The organism is Stieleria magnilauensis (genome assembly GCA_007753675.1).
GTDB classification, from domain to species: domain Bacteria; phylum Planctomycetota; class Planctomycetia; order Pirellulales; family Pirellulaceae; genus Stieleria; species Stieleria magnilauensis.
Genome location: CP036432.1, coordinates 5,347,701 through 5,369,256 on the forward strand (window position 1 = coordinate 5,347,701; position 21,556 = coordinate 5,369,256).

At 58.8% G+C, this 21,556-nt stretch carries 13 protein-coding genes and 1 pseudogene; 10 read left to right on the plus strand and 4 right to left on the minus strand.

Translation table 11 applies throughout. The annotated features are described in order from the left end of the window. Positions 1-55: 55 nt before the first annotated feature. Positions 56-487 (minus strand): SRPBCC family protein, encoded by a 432-nt coding sequence (locus TBK1r_RS18665; RefSeq protein ID WP_419581505.1) that lies wholly within the window; start codon positions 485-487, stop codon positions 56-58. A 135-nt stretch (positions 488-622) separates the two neighbouring features. Between TBK1r_RS18665 and TBK1r_RS18670 the strand changes: the two genes are divergently transcribed. From TBK1r_RS18670 to TBK1r_RS18685, 4 genes are all read left to right on the plus strand, one after another. Then, positions 623-1,915 carry a Gfo/Idh/MocA family protein gene (locus tag TBK1r_RS18670; protein WP_419581506.1) on the plus strand — a complete coding sequence of 431 codons (1,293 nt, stop codon included), beginning with the start codon at positions 623-625 and terminating at the stop codon, positions 1,913-1,915. Between the two features lie 28 nt (positions 1,916-1,943). Further along, complete coding sequence (locus TBK1r_RS18675) at positions 1,944-2,870, plus strand: DUF6807 domain-containing protein (RefSeq protein ID WP_419581507.1); 927 nt, start codon at positions 1,944-1,946, stop codon at positions 2,868-2,870. Between the two features lie 5 nt (positions 2,871-2,875). Next, entirely contained in the window at positions 2,876-4,189 is a 1,314-nt protein-coding gene (locus tag TBK1r_RS18680) for a sulfatase family protein (protein WP_419581508.1), read from the plus strand. A gap of 98 nt (positions 4,190-4,287) precedes the next feature. Next, a complete protein-coding gene (locus tag TBK1r_RS18685) occupies positions 4,288-6,813 on the plus strand; it encodes a CehA/McbA family metallohydrolase (protein WP_145213861.1) in 2,526 nt (841 codons plus the stop codon). Between the two features lie 21 nt (positions 6,814-6,834). Here the strand turns inward: TBK1r_RS18685 and TBK1r_RS18690 are convergent, their stop codons facing one another. Continuing rightward, complete coding sequence (locus tag TBK1r_RS18690; RefSeq protein WP_145213864.1) at positions 6,835-8,850, minus strand: hypothetical protein; 2,016 nt, start codon at positions 8,848-8,850, stop codon at positions 6,835-6,837. A gap of 158 nt (positions 8,851-9,008) precedes the next feature. Here TBK1r_RS18690 and TBK1r_RS39455 point away from each other — a divergent pair. The 6 genes and pseudogenes from TBK1r_RS39455 to TBK1r_RS18715 form a co-directional block, all read left to right on the plus strand. Next, positions 9,009-9,617 (plus strand): annotated as a pseudogene (locus TBK1r_RS39455) (3-keto-disaccharide hydrolase); the annotation flags it as partial. Positions 9,618-9,821: 204 nt separating this feature from the next. Then, positions 9,822-11,240 (plus strand): sulfatase family protein, encoded by a 1,419-nt coding sequence (locus TBK1r_RS39460; RefSeq protein ID WP_473772522.1) that lies wholly within the window; start codon positions 9,822-9,824, stop codon positions 11,238-11,240. 114 nt (positions 11,241-11,354) lie between these two features. Beyond that, positions 11,355-12,578, plus strand: a complete 1,224-nt coding sequence (locus tag TBK1r_RS18700) for a sialidase family protein (RefSeq protein WP_145213867.1) — start codon at positions 11,355-11,357, stop codon at positions 12,576-12,578. Next, positions 12,575-13,522: a sugar phosphate isomerase/epimerase family protein gene (locus tag TBK1r_RS18705; RefSeq protein ID WP_145213870.1), complete on the plus strand. Its 948-nt coding sequence runs from the start codon at positions 12,575-12,577 to the stop codon at positions 13,520-13,522. Before TBK1r_RS18700 ends, TBK1r_RS18705 begins: the two co-directional genes overlap by 4 nt. Then, a complete protein-coding gene (locus TBK1r_RS18710) occupies positions 13,459-16,530 on the plus strand; it encodes a PVC-type heme-binding CxxCH protein (protein WP_145213873.1) in 3,072 nt (1,023 codons plus the stop codon). Before TBK1r_RS18705 ends, TBK1r_RS18710 begins: the two co-directional genes overlap by 64 nt. A gap of 120 nt (positions 16,531-16,650) precedes the next feature. After that, a complete protein-coding gene (locus TBK1r_RS18715) occupies positions 16,651-17,367 on the plus strand; it encodes a hypothetical protein (RefSeq protein ID WP_145213876.1) in 717 nt (238 codons plus the stop codon). Positions 17,368-17,546: 179 nt separating this feature from the next. Here TBK1r_RS18715 and TBK1r_RS18720 read toward each other — a convergent pair whose 3' ends face one another. Both TBK1r_RS18720 and TBK1r_RS18725 read right to left on the minus strand, forming a co-directional pair. Further along, positions 17,547-18,896: a DUF1552 domain-containing protein gene (locus tag TBK1r_RS18720; protein WP_145213879.1), complete on the minus strand. Its 1,350-nt coding sequence runs from the start codon at positions 18,894-18,896 to the stop codon at positions 17,547-17,549. Between the two features lie 4 nt (positions 18,897-18,900). Continuing rightward, complete coding sequence (locus TBK1r_RS18725) at positions 18,901-21,555, minus strand: DUF1592 domain-containing protein (protein ID WP_145213882.1); 2,655 nt, start codon at positions 21,553-21,555, stop codon at positions 18,901-18,903. Between the last annotated feature and the right edge of the window lies 1 nt (position 21,556).

The window sequence follows — 21,556 nt, forward strand, 5'->3', positions numbered from 1 at the left end:
TGGTTCGACAGACCAAGACACTTGACAGGCTGACAGCCTATCAAGCGTTCCAACTTCACGCCCTGGCAAAGTGATCCCGCAGGGCTTCGAGTAGCGCCGCGTAGATCGGGTTGCAGAAATCGGCGACCATCTGCGGTTCGTCGGATTCGTATTGCGACGTCCATTCGGCAAAGGTGCTGCCATCGGCGGTGACCGGCAACAAACGAATCCTGCCGCGATAGCCCGAGACCGTTTCTTGCGACACCGGCTCGGGCCCATCGTCGATCGAGTACACGACCTGGTAGTGGTCGTCATCCAACTCCAGCAGCGTTTCTTCGAAGGATCCGTTGAGCACTCGCTTGGCTCCCACTTGATCACCGGGTATTTCGCCGACCGCTGTCACATTGGTGATGAAGGGTCGTCCCCAATCCAGACGGTGAAAGTTTCGAATCTCCTTCCAAACTTCATCGATCGCCGCGGGAACGATCACGGAATTGTAGCAGGACATCGTTGATCCTTGTTGGATGACATGTTTCTCGCGTTTGCGCGACATGAAGACCGTTTCAATCATATAGAATCCACGGCAGCCGATGTGCCTGGCCGCCAACCGACTTCGTGACAAACGGTATTCTCTATGCACTCGATGACGCGTCGCCAATCGATCGCCAGTGGAGCCGCGATCAGTTTATCCGCCCTGTCCTACACCAATCTCGCGCGGGCGGCCTCGGGGGCGGCCCGACCCAGAATTGGATTCATCGGATGCGGCGGACGCTCGAAAGGCCTGCTGAAAGGATTTGCCGAGAACGCTTCGGTGACTTGGGCTTGCGATCCGGATCAGCAGCACGCCGCGGCATTTCAAAAACAATCCGGTGCAACGCGCGTCACTCATGACCTTCGACGCGTTCTCGATGACCGCTCCATCGATGCGGTCGTCGTCGCCACCCCGGATCACTGGCACGCCCCGGCTGCGATCATGGCTTGCGATGCCGGAAAACACGTGTACGTCGAAAAACCCTGCAGCCATAACTTCCGGGAAGGCCAGTTGCTGGTTCAAGCCGCACGGCGAAACAACGTGATCGTTCAACACGGAACACAAAGCCGTACGAATCCGTTGGTGATCAACGCAATCAACCTGCTTCACGACGGGGTGATCGGTGAGGTGCTGGTTTGCAAGGCATGGAATATCCAGCGGCGAAGAAACATCGGACACGCCAAACCCTCCGCGCCGCCCAATCACGTCGACTACGACACCTGGGTTGGCCCCGCGGAATATGTCCCGTTTCAATCCAATCGATTTCATTACGACTGGCATTGGTGGCACAACTTTGGAACCGGTGACATCGGAAACGATGGCACCCACGAAATCGATATCGCAAGATGGGGCTTGGGCGTCCAAGGGTTGCCTACCACTGCATCAGCGATCGGCGGAAAATTTTACTTTGACGATGACCAACAATTTCCCGACACCGCCACTTGCGTGTTCCAGTGGTCTGGCGATGGAAAGCCGAACGCCAACAAGCAACTGATTTTCGAGATGCGGATCTGGTCCAAGAACCTGCCCCACAACTGCGACACGGGGGTCGAGTTCTATGGAACCAAGGGAATGCTCTTCGTCAGCAAACGGGGCAAGCTCGCGATCTGGGATGAATCGAATCAGCCGGTCGCGGTCCCCACACCGAAAGAAAGTTCGACGCAACCGAAGAATCATCAACTCGATTTTCTTCAGGCCATCACCGAGAACCGCGAGCCGGCTGCCGACATCGCGATCGGCCATGATTCTTGCAGCTTGGTTCATCTGGCCAACATCAGCGTCACCACCGGACGCTCGCTACGGATCGCCCCGAGCGGCCAAAGTATCCAAGACGACTCCGAGGCCGATGCGATGCTGACACGTAAATATCGTTCAGGCGGTCACTGGGCCGTCCCGAATGCCTGATGCATTTTTCCCTTTCTGCAATAGTCCCATGAATTCACTTCTCAAGCTCACAATCGCAGCCTTGCTTTGCCTCTCTGGATCAGCCGAGGCGCAGCGACCGGAACTGACGTTCGACGAAGACGACGGCCGTGTCATCATTCAAGTAGACGGCGAAGCGATCGCACATTATGTCTATCGCGATGATTTCCTTCCGCGCCCCTACTTTGCCCACGTCAAAGCTCCCGGTGGAATTCAGGTCACGCGTCAACATCCGCCCCAAGCCGGCGATCGCGACGACCACCCCACGATGCACCCTGGGATCTGGTTGGCATTCGGCGATCTCGGCGGCGAGGATTTCTGGCGCAACAAGGCGTCGGTTCGACACGGGGACTTCATCCAGAAACCCGCCTCCGAACGCAATGTGGGTTCCTTCATCGAACAGAAACAATACATCGGTTCCGACGGCAGAATCGTCTGCGAAGAAGAGTTCCGCTTTGCCGTACTCGCAAAACCAGACGCATCGCTGTTTGTGTTTGAATCCATTTTCAGTGGCACCAAGCCGTTCTCGTTCGGTGACCAGGAGGAGATGGGGCTGGGCGTTCGCGTCGCGACGCCGATCAGTGAACTTGCCGGAGGGACATTGACGGACGCCGAAGACCGTTCCGGTGCGAATGCGATTTGGGGCAATCCCGCCGCCTGGTGTGATTACAGTAATGTCATTGATGGCCAGCGCGTGGGGATCACGGTCATGAGCCATCCGACGAACTTTCGCCCGAGCTGGTGGCACGCCCGAGATTACGGATTGATCACCGCCAACCCCTTTGGCCGCGCGGCGATGAAACAAGGAGCGGCCAGCCGGATCGTGGTTCAGCCTGGGGAAACGCTTCGGCTGCGGTTCGCCGTCTACCTCCACTCCGGGGCGGGGGACGACGCGATCGGCAAAGCTTATGATGACTACGCAAAACTGGGACAATGATCACGATGAAATCACTGCTTGCGACCGTTTTGGTGCTGCTCATACCGTTGATGTCGCCCTCCAACGCGACGGCATCGAAACCAAACATTCTGTTGATCATGGCCGACGACGTCGGCTGCGACGCGATCGGTTGCTATGGCGGCCAAAGCCATCCGACACCGCACATCGATGCGCTGGCTCGCGGTGGGATGCAGTTCAGCCACGCCTACTCGATGCCGGTCTGCCACCCCTCGCGGGTCTGCCTGATGACCGGACGTTACCCGTTTCGCTTCGGAGCCGAAGGGATGAAGTGGGGTGATTTCCCCGAAGCCGCCGAAGGGATCTCGATCGGTGACCGCATGAAACAGGCCGGCTACGCGACCGCCGTTGCCGGCAAGTGGCAGCTGTGCATGATGAAAAACGATCTGCAACATCCGCGGCGTGTCGGTTTCGATTCCTGGTGTCTGTTCGGCTGGCACGAAGGCGGTCGCTATCACGATCCGCTGATCTATCAGAACGGTCAACGCCGCGAGGACACGCTCAGCAAATATGGACCCGATCTGTATGTCGAGTTCCTGATCGACTTCATGCGACAGAGCCGACGAGATGGCAAACCGTTTTTCGCCTACTATCCGATGGCGCTGTGCCACGATGTCACCGATGACTTAAAAGGTCGGCACGTCGCGCCGTACAAAGATGGCCGCTGGATGACGTACGCGGAAATGATTTCGTCGATGGATGACATGGTCGGACGGTTGGTCGCGGCGCTGGAACAGATGGAAATTCGCGACGAAACGCTGATCCTGTTCACCACCGACAACGGGACGCCTGCGGCAAGTTATCTGTCGGTCGACGCCGACGGCAAAATGGCCCGCCCCAAAGTGTTTTCGATTCGAAACGGTGAGGTGGTTCCCGGAGGCAAGGGAAAACATGACGACACGGGAACACGAGTTCCGTTGATCGCCAACTGGCCGGGCCACGTCCGTGCCGGCACCCAAACGGACCAGATGGTCGACCTGACCGACTACCTGCCCACGGTCGCCGACGTGGCAGGTTTGGAAGACGAGGACGTGTTTCGCGACGGAATCAGCTTCGCGCCGCCGCTGTTCGGTGACGCCAGGAAACGCCAGCGCGACTGGATTTACAGCGAACACCGCGGAAAACGCTCCATCCGGTCGCCGCAGTTCCGCCTCCACGACGACGGACGCTTCTTCGACCTAATCACGGACCCCAATGAACGGCAGCCACTTTCAATCGACGATCTGCCCCACGAAGCCAACCAAGCACACGCCCGATTGCAGCGTCGATTGAACGAACTGAAAACTCCTGCTGATCGTTAGACGTTTCAATTTTCAATTTTCAATTTTCAGATTTCAGATTTCAGATTTCAGATCCTTCCCCCCTCCTCCCCACGCTCCTCCCTCCCTCCCAACCCGCCATGCAATCTCTACGCTTGCGTCGATTCATCCCTTGTGTCTGTGCGTTCCTCTGGCTTTCCGCCGCGTTTGCCACCTCCGCCGAAATCCGGGTCATCTACCCGGAGTTCGAACCGGACATCGATGGCAAAGAGGTGGACTGGATCTATGGCGACTATCTGATGAAAAACGATCAGATCTCCGTCACGATCGCTGCCCCGATCGCGACGCGGGACGCCAACTTGACGATTCGCGGGATCGGCGCTTCGATTCTCGACCTGACCCTGAATCACCCTTCCAACGATCAGTTCAGCGCCTTCATCCCCACGGCAGCCAGGTATCAATTCCATGATCCGAGCCAAGTGCAAATCGGTCGCGACGGCGACGCGGTATTCTGGCAATGCCGTTCGTCGAAATCGCTCGCCGGTGATGGCACCACCGCAACCGTTCGTTATCGTCTGGTCGACGGCAACGCGTTCGTCGAGACAACGGTATGGATCGAAGGCGATGCGGCAGAAACGGTCCAAGCGTTTGACGGGGTCCGCGCCGATCGCAGTTTTGCGATGGAGCAATCCGGCAGCGCCGCATACTGCAGTGACGCTTTCTTTCGACAAACGATCGGATTCAAAAGCCCGATCGGCACCGAACCGCCCCAGTGGAAAAACGGCCGTCCGGCGGAGTTGCACTACAGCGACCAGCATGTGCAGCGTGGCGACGGGATGACGACCTGGACCGTCCTGCTGTATCCCGCGACCAGCCCGATCGACTTGCTGGCCGTCGCGGAAGGGTCACATCGCTCACCGGCAATGCACACCTTTGAAGTCCCATTGCAGATCCCCGGGGGCGACCACCATGCCGCCGTCAGGCGTGCCAAAATCTCGTTACTTTCAAAGACGGATTCCGAAAATGCAGATTCAACGCGGTTTACGCTGCAAACCGACGACCAGGGAATCGCCCACGCCAGGTTGGTTCCCGGTGAATACGTCGTCAGCCACACGGCGATCGGAAACACGCCTTTCGTTTTGATCGTGAAATCAAGTGACCAGCCCCAAACGATTCGGCTGGGAACGTCCTCACCGAGCGGATTCACTGCAACCGTCACCGACGGCGACGGAAATCCCATTCCGGCCAAAGCGACTGTCTACGCGGCCGACGGAGACCATCCGGACTTCGGACCAGACAGCGCCCGAACCTTCGTCAAGAATTGCGTCTACGCCGTGCATGGGCAACTGCATTGCCCGCTCGATCCAGGCACCTACGAAATCCATTTTAGCCGCGGGCCGGAATACAACAGCGTGACTCGTCAAATCCAGGTCGGCAAAGAAACGATGACCGAGCTTTCGGTCCAACTCGATCGCGTCGTCGACACCCGCGGTTGGGTCAGCACGGAGCTGCACAGTCACAGCAGCCCTTCGGGTGACAACACCTCCGATCAATACGGACGCGTCGAAAACCTGCTCTGCGAACAACTGGAATTCGCCCCGTGCACCGAACACAATCGCATCAGCAGCTACGCGCCGCATCTGCAACAGATGCAGCTGTCGCACTTGATGGCGACGTGCACGGGAATGGAACTGACCGGTAATCCGTTGCCGGCGAACCATCAAAACGCGTTCCCGCTGCACCACCATCCACACACCCAAAACGGAGGCGGCCCGCGCGTCGATCCGAACCCGGTCGTCCAAATCGAACGGTTGGCGATGTGGGACGGCGGATCGGACAAGCTGGTCCAGATGAACCATCCCAATCTGCATCAAATCTATGGAGACTTGGATGTCGACGGAACGCCCGACAAGGGTTTCCGGGGAATGATCAAGTGGATGGATGTGATCGAAGTCCATCCGCTGGAAACGATTTTCCAAGACATCGCCAGCAAGCCACCGAACGTCCGTGAAATGCGCATCCCGCTGTTCCAATGGATGCAACTGCTCAATCAAGGCTATCGCATTCCGGGTGTCGTCAACACCGACGCGCACTACAACCACCATGGCAGCGGTTGGCTGCGAAATTGGTTCGCCAGCAGCACCGATGATCCGGCAGCGATCTCCACCGACGAAATGATTCGTCAAGCCGAAGCGGGGCACATCGTCATGTCGACCGGACCGTTCCTGTCGGTGGTCGGCACGTCGAAGACCGGCGAGACACAGGCGATTCCCGGTGATGACCTTGCGACCGACGATGGCCAGGTGAACGTCCAGGTGACTGTCCAATGCCCGAACTGGTTGGACGTCAATCGTGTCGCCCTTTTCATCAACGGACGCCGTAGCGAAGAACACGACTACACGCGAAAGAACTCACCCGAGTTGTTCGCCGATTCCGACAGCGTTGTCAAGTTCGATGCGACAATTACGGTCCAACTGGACGCAGACGCGCACTTGATCGTGGCAACGATCGGCGAAGGGATGACGATGGAAAAGGTCATGGGCGAGCAATATGGCAAGCGTCCACCGATCGCCGTCAGCAATCCGATCTTCGTCGACGTCGACGGAAACGGCTTCCAGACGAACGGAGACGAACTCGGCTTGCCGCTGCCGAAGTCACCGCACTGAATCGAGCGGAAGCCTGTTCCGCTAATTCATTCCGCCGAACCCGACGCCCCCACTCGGTTTCGTCGGTCGGATCAGCGTGTCGAGATCAAAGTCATAGCCGTCTTGATAGAGTGCGGTGATGTCGCCAAACGCGCCGCCATCATCCGTCCGATTCGGGCCGGTGCTGTAGACGACATAACCGCTGTCCGTCTGCCGATAGATCAGCGAGTTCCCGCTGAACGGATCGAGCGGAACGGCGGGCAAGAATTCGGGCACAAGTTCCTCAATGCTGGTGGGCAACCGCCGCTGTTTTGCGTCAAACAATCGGGCGGCAAATTCCACCATCAGCAGTCGCAATCCTGCATCGCGTCGACGGATCGCATCCCCAGTCGACTCAATCGCCGGCGAAACTAACGTCATCGTGTCGGCCTGACTTTGTGCCGACAGGTGTGCCGGCGCGTGCATCGCCAGTCGGTATTGCCATGTCATTTCCCGATCCATCACCAAATCGCTCCGCCGGTGCAGCGATTCGAGTGATTCTCGCTGGCCATCGATCATGATCAACGCGGGCAACAGTTCGGCGAGTTTTTCCGCCGGCAGATCGTTGCGTATCCGCACCAAGCCTTCCTGACCGACGCCTTCGGTTGCAATGCCGGCCAGCGCGTAGGAAACATGACTTCCGCGTCCGAGACCGTGTCCGACATGGATGCAATCGCGCCATGCTTCACTGGCCTCGGAGAATTCGCCGGCCTTGACCTTGACCATCGCTTCTTTGTCCATGCACCGTGCCCAAGACCGAAAAACGTTCAGCTTCTGTCCGAGCCCCGTGAAATCGGCATCGACGGCCAGCGGATCGGGGGCGCGAAACACGTGACGCGTTGAACGCCGAATCGATGCGTATGCCTCGGCGACCTTGTTTGCGTTTGTAAACCGTCCGGCTTTGGCGAGTGCTTCGACCGTCTGCTCTTTTGGGTTTAACGTCATCAATTCAACCATCTTCGTCTCCAACCGCCCATAGTCCGTTGCGTCACCGGCGATCGGAACGGGCTGAGCCAGTGGCCGAGCCATTTGGACCGCGATCGGAATCAGACAGACGGCGTACAACGTCAACAAAGTCCACGATGCGATGGTCGCCAGTCGCCGTGTCGAGCACTCCGCCGGCGAGTCAAGCGGTCGATATCGCAACCAGCCGGCCGTCGCCACGCACAACGTCGTCATCAGAAGTGTGGCCGAGTAGCTCCAGATCATGAAATGATAGGGCGACCCCGGCAAAAAACTCAGGGCGCTGGCTTGCATCAACCACTTTCCGCCGACCGCTCCGAACTGAAATGCGAGCCCCAGAACGATCGAAAAGACAACAATCGCAACAAATCGCCAGCGTAAGCGATTGGCCAAAAACAAAGATGCAATCGACGCGGTGGCCAGGGTCATTATGCCGGCGGCAGAAAGCATCGATGACCACTGTGAAACGGGATCGCGTTGCTGAGCCAGCATGTTGATCATGAACAGAATGGCGAGCAAGACAATCGCAGACATCGCGTCAGAAAGGCAAAACGATTGACCGACAGAATCGCGCCGGGTCACGACGATTGCTCCCAGCCGGAACGAATCGCCAAACAACATCGCTACAATTTGAATCGTGAAGTAGACCGGCAAAAAGACCAGCAAGGTCTCCATCCAGCCCATGTTCCAAGAGACGCGGACCGCCCATCCGACGCAGGCCGAAGCGACAGCCAATCCGGCCAGCGCCCCGGACCAAAATGTGAGCCGCCGCCAAGTCGGAGGCGCGGTGCGTGATCGTCGTCGCACTTGATCCCGCCGGGAAAAGAAACGAAGCAGACTCAACAAGACAACGGAACTGACTCCGGAGAGACTAAAGAACACGATCGGCTGGTAGGCGTGCAAAGGCAGCAATAGCCCCAACGCAGCGACACCGATGGCGGACCGAATCCACCAGCGACCACGCCCCAACGCAATCCACATCGCCAGCAGGCTGAACAGAATCCCCACCAGCCCCATCGCCTCTGCCGGACAGCGGAAATCGGGAAACGTGTGCATGGACCGGCGGAGTCTTGATGAGCGGGGATGTCAGCAGAACAGTTCTGTCAGGATAACAAATGCGAGATTTCAATAGGCGAGCATCCCGCCTCACCAAGAAACGATTAGAATCTTACCTCCCCATGTCCCCCACCGCGCCCGGTTTTCGGAGCCTCGCTATGACGCGACATTTCCACGTGCTGTTTTCTCTCGTTCTCTTGCCGCTGCTGGGCGTCACCACACCCGCGGTGGCCCAGGAAAAATCCTTCCAAACACTGTTCGACGGCAGCAACCTGGACGGCTGGAAGCACAGCGGGAACTGGGTGGTCGTAGACGGTGTGATCACCCGTTCGGGCAAAGGCGGATCGCTGGTCTACAACGCCGCCAAAGTTCCCGACGATTTTGAACTGCGATTCGAATGGAAAGTGGCCGCGGGCAGCAACAGCGGCGTCTACTACCGCCCCGGTCAGTACGAATACCAGATTCTCGACAATTCAAAACACAAAGACGGCCAGAACCCTCGCACCAGCGCCGCCTCGCTGTACTTCTGCATGCAACCGTCGGCCGACGAGACACGCCCGGTCGGTCAGTGGAACGAAGCCCGCATCGTCTGCAAGGGTTCCGTCATCCAGCACTGGCTCAACGGCAACAAGGTCATTGACTTTGATTACCAGGATCCCAAGTGGGCCTTCAACGTCGACATGCTGAAACAGCGCGGCGGTGACCTGTCTCAACGCGGCGGGTACCTGAGTCTGCAAGACCACGGCGACCCGGTTTGGTATCGCAACATCCGTATCCGCAGCATTGCCGCGGACGAAGACATCGATCATCACACCGTCACGCCCGCCACGATCGCGCCGGAAGTGCTCAAAGCCGAAGCGGAAAAGTTGGCCGGCATCGTCGCGCGGCGAACCGCAGCGCAGCAGAAAGCAGCACAGCAGAAAGCAGCCCCAAAGAAAGCGGCCCAGAAGAACAGCAAGAAACGCCCCAACATTCTGTTCATCTTGGCCGACGATCAATCGCCCTTTGATTTACAGCTCTACAACACGGGATCCAAACTCGAAACACCCCACTTGGATCGACTGGCCGCCGAAGGCATCGTGTTGGATGCGGCGCACCACATGGGGTCCTGGTCCGGTGCGGTGTGCACGCCGTCGCGTCACATGATCATGAGCGGACGCAGCGTCTGGCATCTGCCCAATCGCGGACGAAACAAACAGAATCCGAACGCCGACAATCCGTCGCTGGTGCCGAAGGATCTGCCCAACCAGACGATGGCCGCCGTGTTCAATCGCGCCGGTTACGACACGATGCGAACCTGCAAGAGAGGGAACAGCTACGACGCGGCCAACCAACTGTTTACGATCGTTCACGAAGCGACCAAACGCGGCGGCACTCATGAAACCGGCAGCGCCTGGCACGCCGATCGCGTCCTGGATTACCTGGGCCAACGCGAAGCGTCCAAGGACTCCGATCCGTTCTTGATCTACTTCGGTTTTTCACACCCCCACGACACGCGTGACGGAACCTCGGAACTGAACACGAAATACGGCGCGGTGAACCACACCGACAAGAATTCATTGCCGCCGGCCAACCCCAAACAACCACAACTGCCGGTCAATTACTTGCCCGAGCACCCGTTCCATCACGGTCATCCCGGCTTGCGTGACGAAGAGAAAGTCAGCGGCGTCTGGACACGGCGCGACGAACGAACGATTCGAAACGAGCTGGGACGCGAATTCGCCTGCAGCGAGAACATCGATGATCAGATCGGTCGCGTACTCGACAAACTCGAAAAACTCGGCGAGCTCGACAACACCTATATCTTTTATACGGCTGATCACGGCATGGCGATCGGTCGCCACGGATTGCAGGGCAAGCAAAATCTTTACGAACACACCTGGCGTGTCCCGTTCATTGCCAAGGGACCGGGGATTCCGAAGGGCGTTCGAGCACCCGGGAACATCTACTTGATGGATGTCCTGGCCACGATTTGCGACCTGACCGGCATCGATGCCCCCGAAACCAACGAAGGGATCAGTTTTGCTCCCGTCTTGTTCGGCAAACAACAAGTCGTCCGCGACACGCTGTTCGGCGTCTATTGTGGCGGGACGAAACCGGGCATGCGATGCGTCAAACAGGGCGATTGGAAGCTGATCAAGTATGACGTCTTGGACGGAAAAGTCCGCCAGACACAACTGTTCAATCTGGCCGAGAATCCGCATGAATTCCTGACGCAACACCACGACCCATCGCTCAATACCCTGGTCGGCCAGACGCCCACGCCCGGCCAAGTCAACTTGGCCGACGACCCGAAGCACAAGGACCAGCTGATCAAGATGGAAAAGCTATTGCTCGACGAGATGCGTCGCCTGGACGATCCCTACCGTCTTTGGGATCAGCCCGAATAGGCTGCACGGCCGCAAGATCCACGCGCGCCTTCCCACGATGGAGGTCGTGTAGTTTTGAAGTCGTTGATGACAAATGGATTCCATCGCTCGCCCACTGGGCATAGAACCTCAAACATGAACAACCGCATCGATCCCCAACCCTACTTCATCCCCCTGCTTCTGATTGCAGGCAGTTTCCTCGCGAAACCCTCGGCCGCCGAGCAGCCTGCGTTGACCGACACCGGTTTTCCCGTCGCCAGTGTGTTTGTCAGCGGTCAAGACGGATACCGGATCTTCCGCATCCCGGCAATCATTCGCGCCGCCAACGAGGACTTGCTGGCGTTTTGCGAAGCGCGGCAGGGCGGCGACGCCAGCGAGATCGATCTGGTCATGAAACGTTCGACCGATGGCGGCAAGACATGGGGCGCGCTGCAGGTGGTACAGAAAAACAGTGACTTTCGCGATGTGGTCGCCGACGGCGTGACCGACATCACGATCGGCAATCCCGCTCCCGTCGTCGACCTGCTCGATCCCAACCATCCGGGACGAATCTGGATGCCGTTTACACTTGAAAACGATCGCGTGTTCGTGATTTTCAGTGATGACCACGGCGCAAGTTGGTCGCCGCGGCGCGAGATCACCCCAGACGTCAAGAAAGAAGCCTGGGGCTGGTACGCGACCGGTCCGGTCCATTCAATTCAAATCCAGCGTGGCCATCATCGCGGACGATTGGTGATTCCGACGGACCATCGGCTCGGGGAAGACGGCAGGGACGGCGGCGACCTGGGCGCCCACGTGGTGCTCAGCGACGACCACGGGCAAACGTGGCGTCTGGGCGCGGTCGACGAAACCTACAAAGACGGGATCGGTGCCAACGAAACCACCGTGGTCGAACTGGCCGACGGGACGCTCTACTTCAACACCCGCAACCAACTCGGCGGCGCAGCGGGCACCCGTGGCGAAGCCTGGAGCAGCGACGGTGGCGAATCGTTCGACTCCCGTGACCGGCAATGGAACGCGTTTCGCCCCGCGCCCGCGGTGCTCGATCCGCCCGTCGTGCAGTGTTCGCTGCTGGCCGTCGCGGAGGATCTGATCGTGTTTTCCGGGCCCGATCAAAACGGCCCCAGTGGCCCAGGGCGCAGCGACTTGCGATTGCGGGTCTCCACCGATCAAACCAAGTCCTGGCAGGACGGCCCGCTGATTCATACTGGACCGGCCGCCTACAGCGATCTGGTGTTGATCAACGACGACTTGGTGGGGGTCTTGTTTGAAAACGGTGATGCCTCGGGAAAGAATTCCAGCGAGCGGATCAGTTTCGCACGCGTCAGCGTTTCGGAACTCAAGGCGATCGCTGAATGATTCCTCTCAACCGACGATGCTTTCTGACCGCCGCGGCGATCCAGCTCACCGCCGCCACCGATAGCTCGCGTGCTAACGATGCCGACACGCCCGCCACGATCGGATTCGGTTTCGGCACCTACGGGATGAAATCTTTGAAGACGGCCGACGCGATCAAGGTCTGCGCCGAGATCGGGTACGACGGCATCGAATTTGCGATGCTCAGCGGATGGCCCACCGAACCGACGGCGCTAGGTCGACGAGACCGTGCGGAGATTCGGAGGCAGCTCCGTGATCTGAATTTGGCGGTCCCGTCGCTGCTGGACAGTCTGCCTTGTCTGCGTTCGGATCAGCAGCATGCCGCAAACCTCCAGCGGTTGAAGCGGGCGACCGAGTTGGCGCATGACCTCGCCCCGGAAACCCCGCCGGTCGTTCAGTCGATCGTCGCCGGCAAGACGGATCAGTGGGACGAAACGAAGAGTCGACTGGTGGATCAGTTATCCGACTGGGCAGAAGTCGGACGCGAAAGCCAAACCGTCATCTGTTTCAAACCCCATGCCGCACACGCAGTCCACACACCCGAGCGGGCACTGTGGGTCCACCGACAAATCAACAGCCCGTGGCTGAAGGTCGTGTACGACTACAGCCATTTTCACCTGGAAGGACTCTCGCTAGCTGCAAGCTTGAAACAACTGCTGCCGATCACCGCCTACGTCCAAGTCAAAGACAGTCGAGGCACACCTGAAAGGCACGAGTACCTGCTGCCCGGCGATGGCGAGACCGACTACAGGGAGTTATTGAAGGTACTGAAAGACGCCGGCTACTGCGGTTTCGTCAACGTCGAAGTCAGCTCGCACGTCCATCGAAAGCCGGACTACCAACCGACCCCGACGGCACGCCAATGCTACCAACGCCTCGCACCACTCTTCGAGTCCCTCGCAATACGCCGCCCCAACGAAGCGTAAGCTTTCAGCTTGCGTTTGCGTCTGGATTCACTTGCCGGATTTTCAGGCTGGAAGTCTACACCGCTTGGCTACTCCTGTGCTTGGCCTGTGTCCAGGTCGACGCTCAGGAATTCACACCTCGCAACACACAGGCGGCCGGCCAGCATCCGCTTCCTCCCGCCGAAGCGGTTGCGCGGCTGCGCGTGCCCGCTGGTTTCCAGATCACCTTGGCGGCGGCCGAACCCAAAGTCCGTCAACCCATCGCCATCACCTTTGATGATCGCGGGCGACTCTGGGTCGCCGAAAGTTATTCCTACGACGGCAGCACCTTCACCGACCAAACGCAAGACCGGATCCTGATCTTCGAAGACACCAACGGCGATGGCGTGTTGGACCGGCGCAAGGTGTTTTGTGAAGGGTTGAGCCATTTGACCGGACTGGAAATCGGGTTCGGTGGTGTTTGGATCACCGCGCCGCCACACTTAGCGTTTCTGCCCGACGCGGACCACGACGACGTGCCTGATGGTGAAGCGGTCGTGCATCTCGACGGCTGGTCACTCAAAGCGGAACACAATAGCGTCAACGGACTGACCTGGGGGCCGGATGGCTGGCTGTACGGCCGTCACGGGATCAAACAACCTTCACGCGTCGGTCGCCCCGGTCAGACGCCAGCGGATCGCGTCGAATTGAGTTGCTCGATCTGGCGATATCATCCCACCGGTCACCAGTTCGAAGTCGTCGCCGACGGAACAATCAACCCGTGGGGGCTAGATTTTGATGACCACGGTCAAGGTTTCTTGACGACCAGTGTCGTGGAACACCTTTGGCATCTTGTCCCGGGAGCCCACTATCAACGCTGGAAAGATCGCGGCGTCCATTCCAATCCCCACGTCTATGAACCAATGTCGGCGACAAGTGATCATCTTCACTGGGCATCCGGGAAACCCGCCGACCACGCCGCATCCCCGACCTTGGATTTCGGCGGCGGGCATTCACACTGCGATGCGATGATCTATCTGGGCGACCGTTGGCCGCGATCCTACCGCGGTTCATTGTTGACCAGCAACATTCATGGCAGGCGAATCAACCGCGACCGACTCGACCGACTCGACGGATCCTATCGCGGGGTACACGCCGATGATTTCCTGGTCGCCGAGGACCCGTGGTTTCGAGCCGTGTCGATGGAGTATGGCCCCGACGGAGACGTTTACGTGACCGACTGGTCGGACAACGGCGAATGCCATGATCGAGACGGCGTCCACCGTACCAGTGGTCGGATCTACAAAGTCACTTGGGGAAATCCCCGTCGCGTCGATGTCGACCTTGGACAAGCCACCGACATGCAGCTTGTCGATTTCCAATTGCATGCCAACGACTGGTTCGTCCGTCACGCACGTCGCCTCTTGCAAGAGCGCGCTGCCGACGGAAACGACTTGTCCGAAGCACATGCCGGACTGCGAGAGAGTTTCGACAGTCATCCCGACATCCCCCGCAAACTCCGCGTTCTCTGGGCGTTACACTGCAGCGGTGGTGCGAGTGATCACTGGTTGTCTGAATTGCTTTCGCACGAAAACGAACACGTCCGTGGCTGGGCGGTACGGTTGCTGGTCGATGACGCGACGTCATCACGTGCAGCGTTCTTACCACGGTTTGCGGCCATGGCGGAAACCGAAACGTCGTGGATCGTCCGCATGGCGTTGGCATCGGCGCTGCAGCGGATCGATGTGGGACAACGCTGGACGACCGCCGTTGCCCTGGCGATCAAGAACGGCAACTCACTGGACCCGAACTTGGAACGCATGATTTGGTACGCGATCGAACCCGAGGTCGCCGCGAACCCCGCACGTACCCTTCAGGCCATCGATGCGTTGTCGCCAAAACTGCGTCGCTGGACGGCGCGGCGGATTTGCAGCGATGCAACTCCCTCCGCCACGTTGCTTTTGGATCATCTGACTCACACCACGCGAGCGGACGTCATCGCCGATCTCCTCGAAGGATTCAACGACAGTGTCTCGATGCAAACACGAATCCAATTATCTGACAGCACCGCAGGCGTGATAGAAACCTTGATCGAACACGACGATCGGCGAGTACGTGTAGCGGCAGTGCGCGCGGCGGCGGTCACAGCAGAAGAATCGGGTTTGCAACGCGTTCGGCAACGACTGCATGCAGTCGAAACCGATCATGCGACACGCCGTGCCGCCCTCGACGGGTTGGCCCAACGCAATCCAGCCGGGTTTGCCCGTGACCTCGAACGACTGATTCAATCCTCGCGGTTGACCACCGAGGCACTCCGAGCCGCGACCAGAACGGATGATCAGAAACTGGCTGAGACCGTTCTCAAACGCTTTGGCGAACTGGATCAGGAGGAACGGGTTGCCGCGATGGACTATCTCGTCGCGCGACGCCGGAGCGCCTCGCTGCTGCTCCGCGCGATCGAAAGCAAGGCGATCGCGGCGGCGGAACTATCAGCCGGTCAATCCCGGCAAATCGATGCATTGGGCGATCAAGCGTTGCAACTGCGACTGCACCGCGTTTGGGGTACGCTGCGGCGTTCACCGGCCGAACGGGTGCGTCAAATCAAAGACCTGGAGAAACGCTTGGATCCGTCGCGCATTGCGACGGCCAATCTGTCCCGCGGCCGCGAGGTTTACCAGAGAAACTGTGCATCGTGCCACAAGCTGTTCGGCGAAGGCAAATCGGTCGGCCCCGAATTGACCGGTTCAAACCGACGTGACCTGCACTATCTGGTCTCCAACATCATCGACCCCAGCGCCGCCGTCCCGGCCGATTTCCGTTTGTCCAACCTGTTGACCACCGACGGACGCGTGATCAGCGGAACCATCACGCGTCAAACCGAATCATCCGTCACCATCCAAACTGCGACCGAGACAGTCGAAGTCCTCTCGGAAGACATCGAGACCATCAAGTTGACCGCCAACTCGCTCATGCCAGACGGACTGCTGGACCACCTGAGCCAACAACAAACCCAAGACCTCTTTGCCTGGCTGATGAGCAACGGACCCTAACTCTCAGCTTGCAAGAACTGGCAAGCGATGAACAATACTTTCCTCAAATAGCGGCAAGCATGATGCCTACCACACTTTTCGGTATCGGACGCGGAACGAATTTCGGTTGGAGGGGGCAGCATGCCAGAGATGGTTTTTCGTCGGCGTCGTCTACCGCATCAAGACGTCGAAGGGCATCCGGTCTTCATCACGTCCTGTCTCGAAGGGAGTCTCTCCGCCAGCGGCCTTTCGCAAATTGACGCGTATCGGCGTGAACTTGACCATCGCCGCAAACCTCACGCGATGAGTCTGGCAGACTGGGAACAACTGAAGCGGAGATTACTCTTCGGATTTGTCGACAATTTGCTCGACGGGCACTCTCCTGTTGCGTCTCTCCAAGACGATGCCCAGGCAAAGATCGTCCGCGACGCATTCTTGAATTTTGCAGACGAGCGGTACACGTTGCTTGCGTTCGTGGTGATGCCCAGTCACCATCACTGGCTGTTCCTACCCAACGTGACGTGGTCGGCATTGGCGGTGAAACGCGAAACGGGACAGTCCGGCAGACGCCGAACGCCACGCGAAATCATCTCAAACAGCATTCAAAGTTACACGGCGACGATGTGTAACCGCGTGCGGGGGTCGAAGGGTGTGTATTGGCAGCATGAAACATTCGATCATTGGGCGCGTGATGAAGCGGAATCGATGCGAATCATCCGTTACATCGAAATGAATCCGGTCAAAGCCGGCTTGGCTCGATCCCCCGAGACGTACGCTTGGTCGTCAGCGAGCATCCGAGCCCAACTTCGCCTGCAACCCGGACAAGCCATCCCCAAAGTGGCCTATCATTCCAGCTAGCAAAGTGGCGTAAGCTTCCAGCTTGCAAAGTGGCGTAAGCTTCCAGCTTGCGTCCCGGCAAGCGACAGCTTGCCCCCCTTGCACACGCCGAGCTAAAGCTCGCGAAGCGGCAAGCTGGAAGCTTACCCCACCCCACACGGCAAGCTGGAAGCTTACCCCACTTTTTGCAAGACCGTTGCTTACCCCGCTTTCACCAACTCTTCGATCACTCCGGTGGAGTCTTGGAAGGAATCGCCGGGGTCGACGCCGGCCCGGTCCAGCATGGTGTGCCAGACACGTGACAGCGGAGTCTGTTCAGGTAGCCGAAGGTGGCCTTGGTGTGCAACGCCGGCGGCCTTGCCGCCGAACAGGCAGGTCGGCAAGCGGTCTTTGGAATGCCCGATCCCCATCCCGCTGGAAAATCCCAACAGCGTGTGATCCAACAAGTTCGAACCGTCGGGTTGCCCGAACGACTTCAGCCGATCGATGAAGTAATTCCAATGCGAAAGGTAGATCCGATCCACCTTCGCCAACTCCGCCAGGTTTTTGGGATCGTTACCATGGTGCGTCAATTCGTGGAACCCTTTCGACACACCGAATTCGGGAAACGTCCCGCCCGAACTTTCTTGACGGACGACGTAACTGATCACGCGTGAAGAATCGGTCTCGTAGGCCAGCGCGATCAAGTCGTACATCATCCGCGCGTACTTTTCGTACACAAACTGGCCGGCGGGCATGTTGACGGTAAAGCTTTCCGAAAAATCGCTCAGACTGCTGGTGTCGACGTTCGGTTTGGGTTTCACGTTCCAATCGATGTCACGTTCGAGTTGTTTTTCCACTTCACGGACGCTGCTGAAGTATTCGTCCAGCTTGACGCGATCGCGTTTGCCGACGGTGCGTTCGATCTGTTTCGCATCTTCCATGACCAGGTCCAGGATGCTACGCCGTTGACGGAATCCTTTTTTCCGCAGCTCGGTTTCTTCGGGACCGTCGACCTTGAACAGTCGATTGAACAACACGTGAGGGTCATTTTCTGACGCCAGCGGGACGCCGTCACGGTTCCAGGAAAGCGTGCGCAGGTTGCCGCCGAATCCGGTGCCGCGTTGGACACAAAGCTGCAGCGAGGGGAACCGGGTCTGGCGTCCGAGTTGCTCCGCCGCGATTTGATCCATCGAGACGGAATTGTTGATCGAGCTTCCGTCTTTGGCTTTCACCCCGGTCGAAAACGTGTAATCACCTTGGTGACCGCCGCCGTGTTCCAAATAGGTTCCCGAGAGGACGGTGAAGTCGTCTTTGTGTTTAGCCAGCACCTTCAGCGTCGGCGACAACGTGTAGTCGCGTCCTTCATCCATCGGCTCCAACTGGCGCATGTTCATGCCCGTGCCGAAGTAAAAAATACCGATCCGTTTGGGCAAAGCAGGTTCGAGGCTTTCGCCGCCGGCGGTCGCCCGTCTGGGCAGCATCGCCTCCAACAGCGGCAACGCCATCGCGCCGCCGGTGCCCCGCAGTAACGTGCGTCGACCGAGTTGGGGTGCGTGGATTTTGCTCATGGTTCTACTTCTTCAAAAAGGCATCCGAAAGGACGATTCCTTCGACCAAACTCTGCAAACTGTGTCCGTTGGATTTCATGCGATCGACCAAGCCATCGATTGTAACGTGATCGCTCGGTTCGATGATGCGGCCGAGTGCGTAGGTCAACATCTTCTCAGCAAACCCGCGCAAAAACCGATCGCTTTGGCGGCGCAGCGCCGTCCGGTACTCATGAATCGTCGTAAACCGAGTTCCATCGGGCAGCGTACCGCTGGCATCGATCACCGCGTGGTCAGGCCACCAGGGACGTTCGCCATCTTGCTTGGTCCGCCACGCGCCGGTGACACTGAAGTTTTCAAGTCCCAAGCCGTAGGGGTCGATCGTGCGATGGCAATGGGCACAGGCGGCGATCGTGCGGTGTTTGTCCAATCGCTGTCGCACCGTTAACAGTTCACCACTGACGTTCGGTTCGACTTCTCCGACGTTGGGCGGCGGCGGCTTGGGCGGATCGTTGAACAAGACATCCAAAATGTACTTGCCGCGTTCGACGGGTTTCGTCCGATTGCCATCGCTGCCCCATTTATGTAGCGCGGCCATGGTGGAAAGCCCGCCGCGAACCGACGGCTGCGGGAACACGACGCGAACCATGGCGTTGCCCGTCACACCGGGAATCCCGTAGTAGCGGGCCAGCGTCTCGTTGGCCATCGTCCAATCGCTGTCCAGGAAATCGAGCAAACTGCCGCCGCTGCGCATGACTTCGCGAAAGAATTCGATCGGTTCCGCGTTGATCGCTTCGTTCAAACCCGCGTTCTCGGCGCGGTAGAAATCACGGTACAGGTTTTGGTCGATCACGAAACGGTCAAACTCATCCGCCTTCAGCCATTGCCGCGCAAACCCCTTGACCAGCGCGTCAGCTTTTTCGTGTGCCAACATCCGGCGCACCTGTCGTACCAGCTCGTCTGTGTCGGTCAAACGCCGCGACGCCGCGGCCTGACGGAGCGTTTCGTCCGGAATCGTACTCCATAAAAATCGGCTCAAACGAAACGCAAGCTCATCGTCGTTGAGTGCGTCGCCACCGGCAGGTCCGTCGTTACTCGCAGGGTCACTGTTACTCGTAAGGCCACTGCTGCTCGCTGGGCCACTGCTGCTCGCTGGGCCACTGCTGCTCGCTGGGCCACTGCTGCTCGCCGCGGCGTCGCCCGCGATCGCCCCCTCCGCTTCGCGGATCAACAGAAACGAAGGGCTACACAGCATCGCGACGATTCCGGATTCAATTGCATCGGGGAATGATTCCCCATACTCCAATTCACTGCGGACCACGCCAACGATTCGATCGATTTCCGCCGCGCTGACACTGCTCCGAAACGCCCGTGGCAGCAGTCGGGCAAAGATCTCGCGGGCGTAGGATTCGCCGAACTCCGACGCGTCCAAACCGCGATGAAAGATCAGCTCCGTGCTTTGGGGTGGCCACTGTTCATACAGCGGACCTTCCAGCTCGATCCAGTCAAACAGGATCCGGGGCAAATGGTCGGTCGTTCGGGTGTCCGGTTCGATCCGTCCCTGATTGGGAAACCCCTGTGCGCCCAGCTGTGCCTGCAACCGCCCCGCCAGGGTCGCGTTTCCGTTCTTGGTCGCTTCTTCCGCTGATCGCCGCAGGTCCGAGAAGTGATAATTGACGCGTCCAAAACTCGGCGCGTCGACAAATTCGATGCCGATTTCATTTCCGCCCGGGACGTCGAAGGCACGCTCGATTTCGATCACTTCGGGACGGTCCAGCGTTCCGGACACCTTGCCGAAATACAAATCACCATCCCCACTGCGTTTGATCCGAATGTAAAGTGCCTCGCGATCGCGCGGGTCGGCTCCCACGCGGACCCGCAAGCGGTATCTGCCGCGGATCGGAATCAATTGATCGTTCCAAGGGTGCCGCAAGGCTTCGTCGCTGCGCATCCCCTGATTCATCGTGATGATGCCGTCTTCGGTGAGGATCGTCTCGCGTGAATGCTTGATGTACTCGATGCCGCCGGTGCTGTCCTCGTATTGCATCCGATTGCGACGTGTCGGAACCGGCGGCGGCCCGGTGATCACCGCCTTGTTTGCGACCATGGCAGCGACGTCAAAATACTTTTCCATCAGCGACGGGTCCAACAACAATGCCTTGCTGACCGTGTCAAACCCGTTCATCGTTCCGTCGGGCGGCAACAAGTCTTGCGGTCCTTCGCCGGGCAGGAATTCGACCGCCAGCAAGTCGCCGACAATGTTGGCGTACTCCCTGCGATTGAGTCGTCGCATCAACTCACGGCCGCCGGTGCTTTTGGAAAGCGTCGCCGCGTGCTTCAATTCGTTTCCGATCCAGTCGACGACTCGTGCAACCAACGCGCCGGGCGGTTGGCGTTCGTCCTGCGGAGGCATTTCTCCCAGGTTCAGGTTGTCCATCACCTCGATCCATTTCGCCGCCGTCTGCGAATCGGTGAAGTCCGGCGTCAGCGTGTCCAGCCGCAACTCGCCCTCTTGAGTGTCTGGGCCGTGGCAATCCACACAGAATGACTGCACCAGCTTCGTCACGGCATCGTCGTCCGTCGCCACGTCAAGTGGTTCGGCAGCCTTCGCGACGCTGCACGAAAGCAGGACAAGGCTGCAAAGCAGGATGGCAAATCGACGGGGCCGAGGTTGGTTCATG

What these genes read in the sequence shown, in the direction of transcription:
- TBK1r_RS18665 (WP_419581505.1), bottom strand. Translation starts at nt 487, where the DNA reads ATGTCCTGCTACAATTCCGTGATCGTTCCCGCGGCGATCGATGAAGTT.
- TBK1r_RS18670 (WP_419581506.1), top strand. Translation starts at nt 623, where the DNA reads ATGACGCGTCGCCAATCGATCGCCAGTGGAGCCGCGATCAGTTTATCC.
- TBK1r_RS18675 (WP_419581507.1), top strand. Translation starts at nt 1,944, where the DNA reads ATGAATTCACTTCTCAAGCTCACAATCGCAGCCTTGCTTTGCCTCTCT.
- TBK1r_RS18680 (WP_419581508.1), top strand. Translation starts at nt 2,876, where the DNA reads ATGAAATCACTGCTTGCGACCGTTTTGGTGCTGCTCATACCGTTGATG.
- TBK1r_RS18685 (WP_145213861.1), top strand. Translation starts at nt 4,288, where the DNA reads ATGCAATCTCTACGCTTGCGTCGATTCATCCCTTGTGTCTGTGCGTTC.
- TBK1r_RS18690 (WP_145213864.1), bottom strand. Translation starts at nt 8,850, where the DNA reads ATGCACACGTTTCCCGATTTCCGCTGTCCGGCAGAGGCGATGGGGCTG.
- TBK1r_RS18700 (WP_145213867.1), top strand. Translation starts at nt 11,355, where the DNA reads ATGAACAACCGCATCGATCCCCAACCCTACTTCATCCCCCTGCTTCTG.
- TBK1r_RS18705 (WP_145213870.1), top strand. Translation starts at nt 12,575, where the DNA reads ATGATTCCTCTCAACCGACGATGCTTTCTGACCGCCGCGGCGATCCAG.
- TBK1r_RS18710 (WP_145213873.1), top strand. Translation starts at nt 13,459, where the DNA reads ATGCTACCAACGCCTCGCACCACTCTTCGAGTCCCTCGCAATACGCCG.
- TBK1r_RS18715 (WP_145213876.1), top strand. Translation starts at nt 16,651, where the DNA reads ATGCCAGAGATGGTTTTTCGTCGGCGTCGTCTACCGCATCAAGACGTC.
- TBK1r_RS18720 (WP_145213879.1), bottom strand. Translation starts at nt 18,896, where the DNA reads ATGAGCAAAATCCACGCACCCCAACTCGGTCGACGCACGTTACTGCGG.
- TBK1r_RS18725 (WP_145213882.1), bottom strand. Translation starts at nt 21,555, where the DNA reads ATGAACCAACCTCGGCCCCGTCGATTTGCCATCCTGCTTTGCAGCCTT.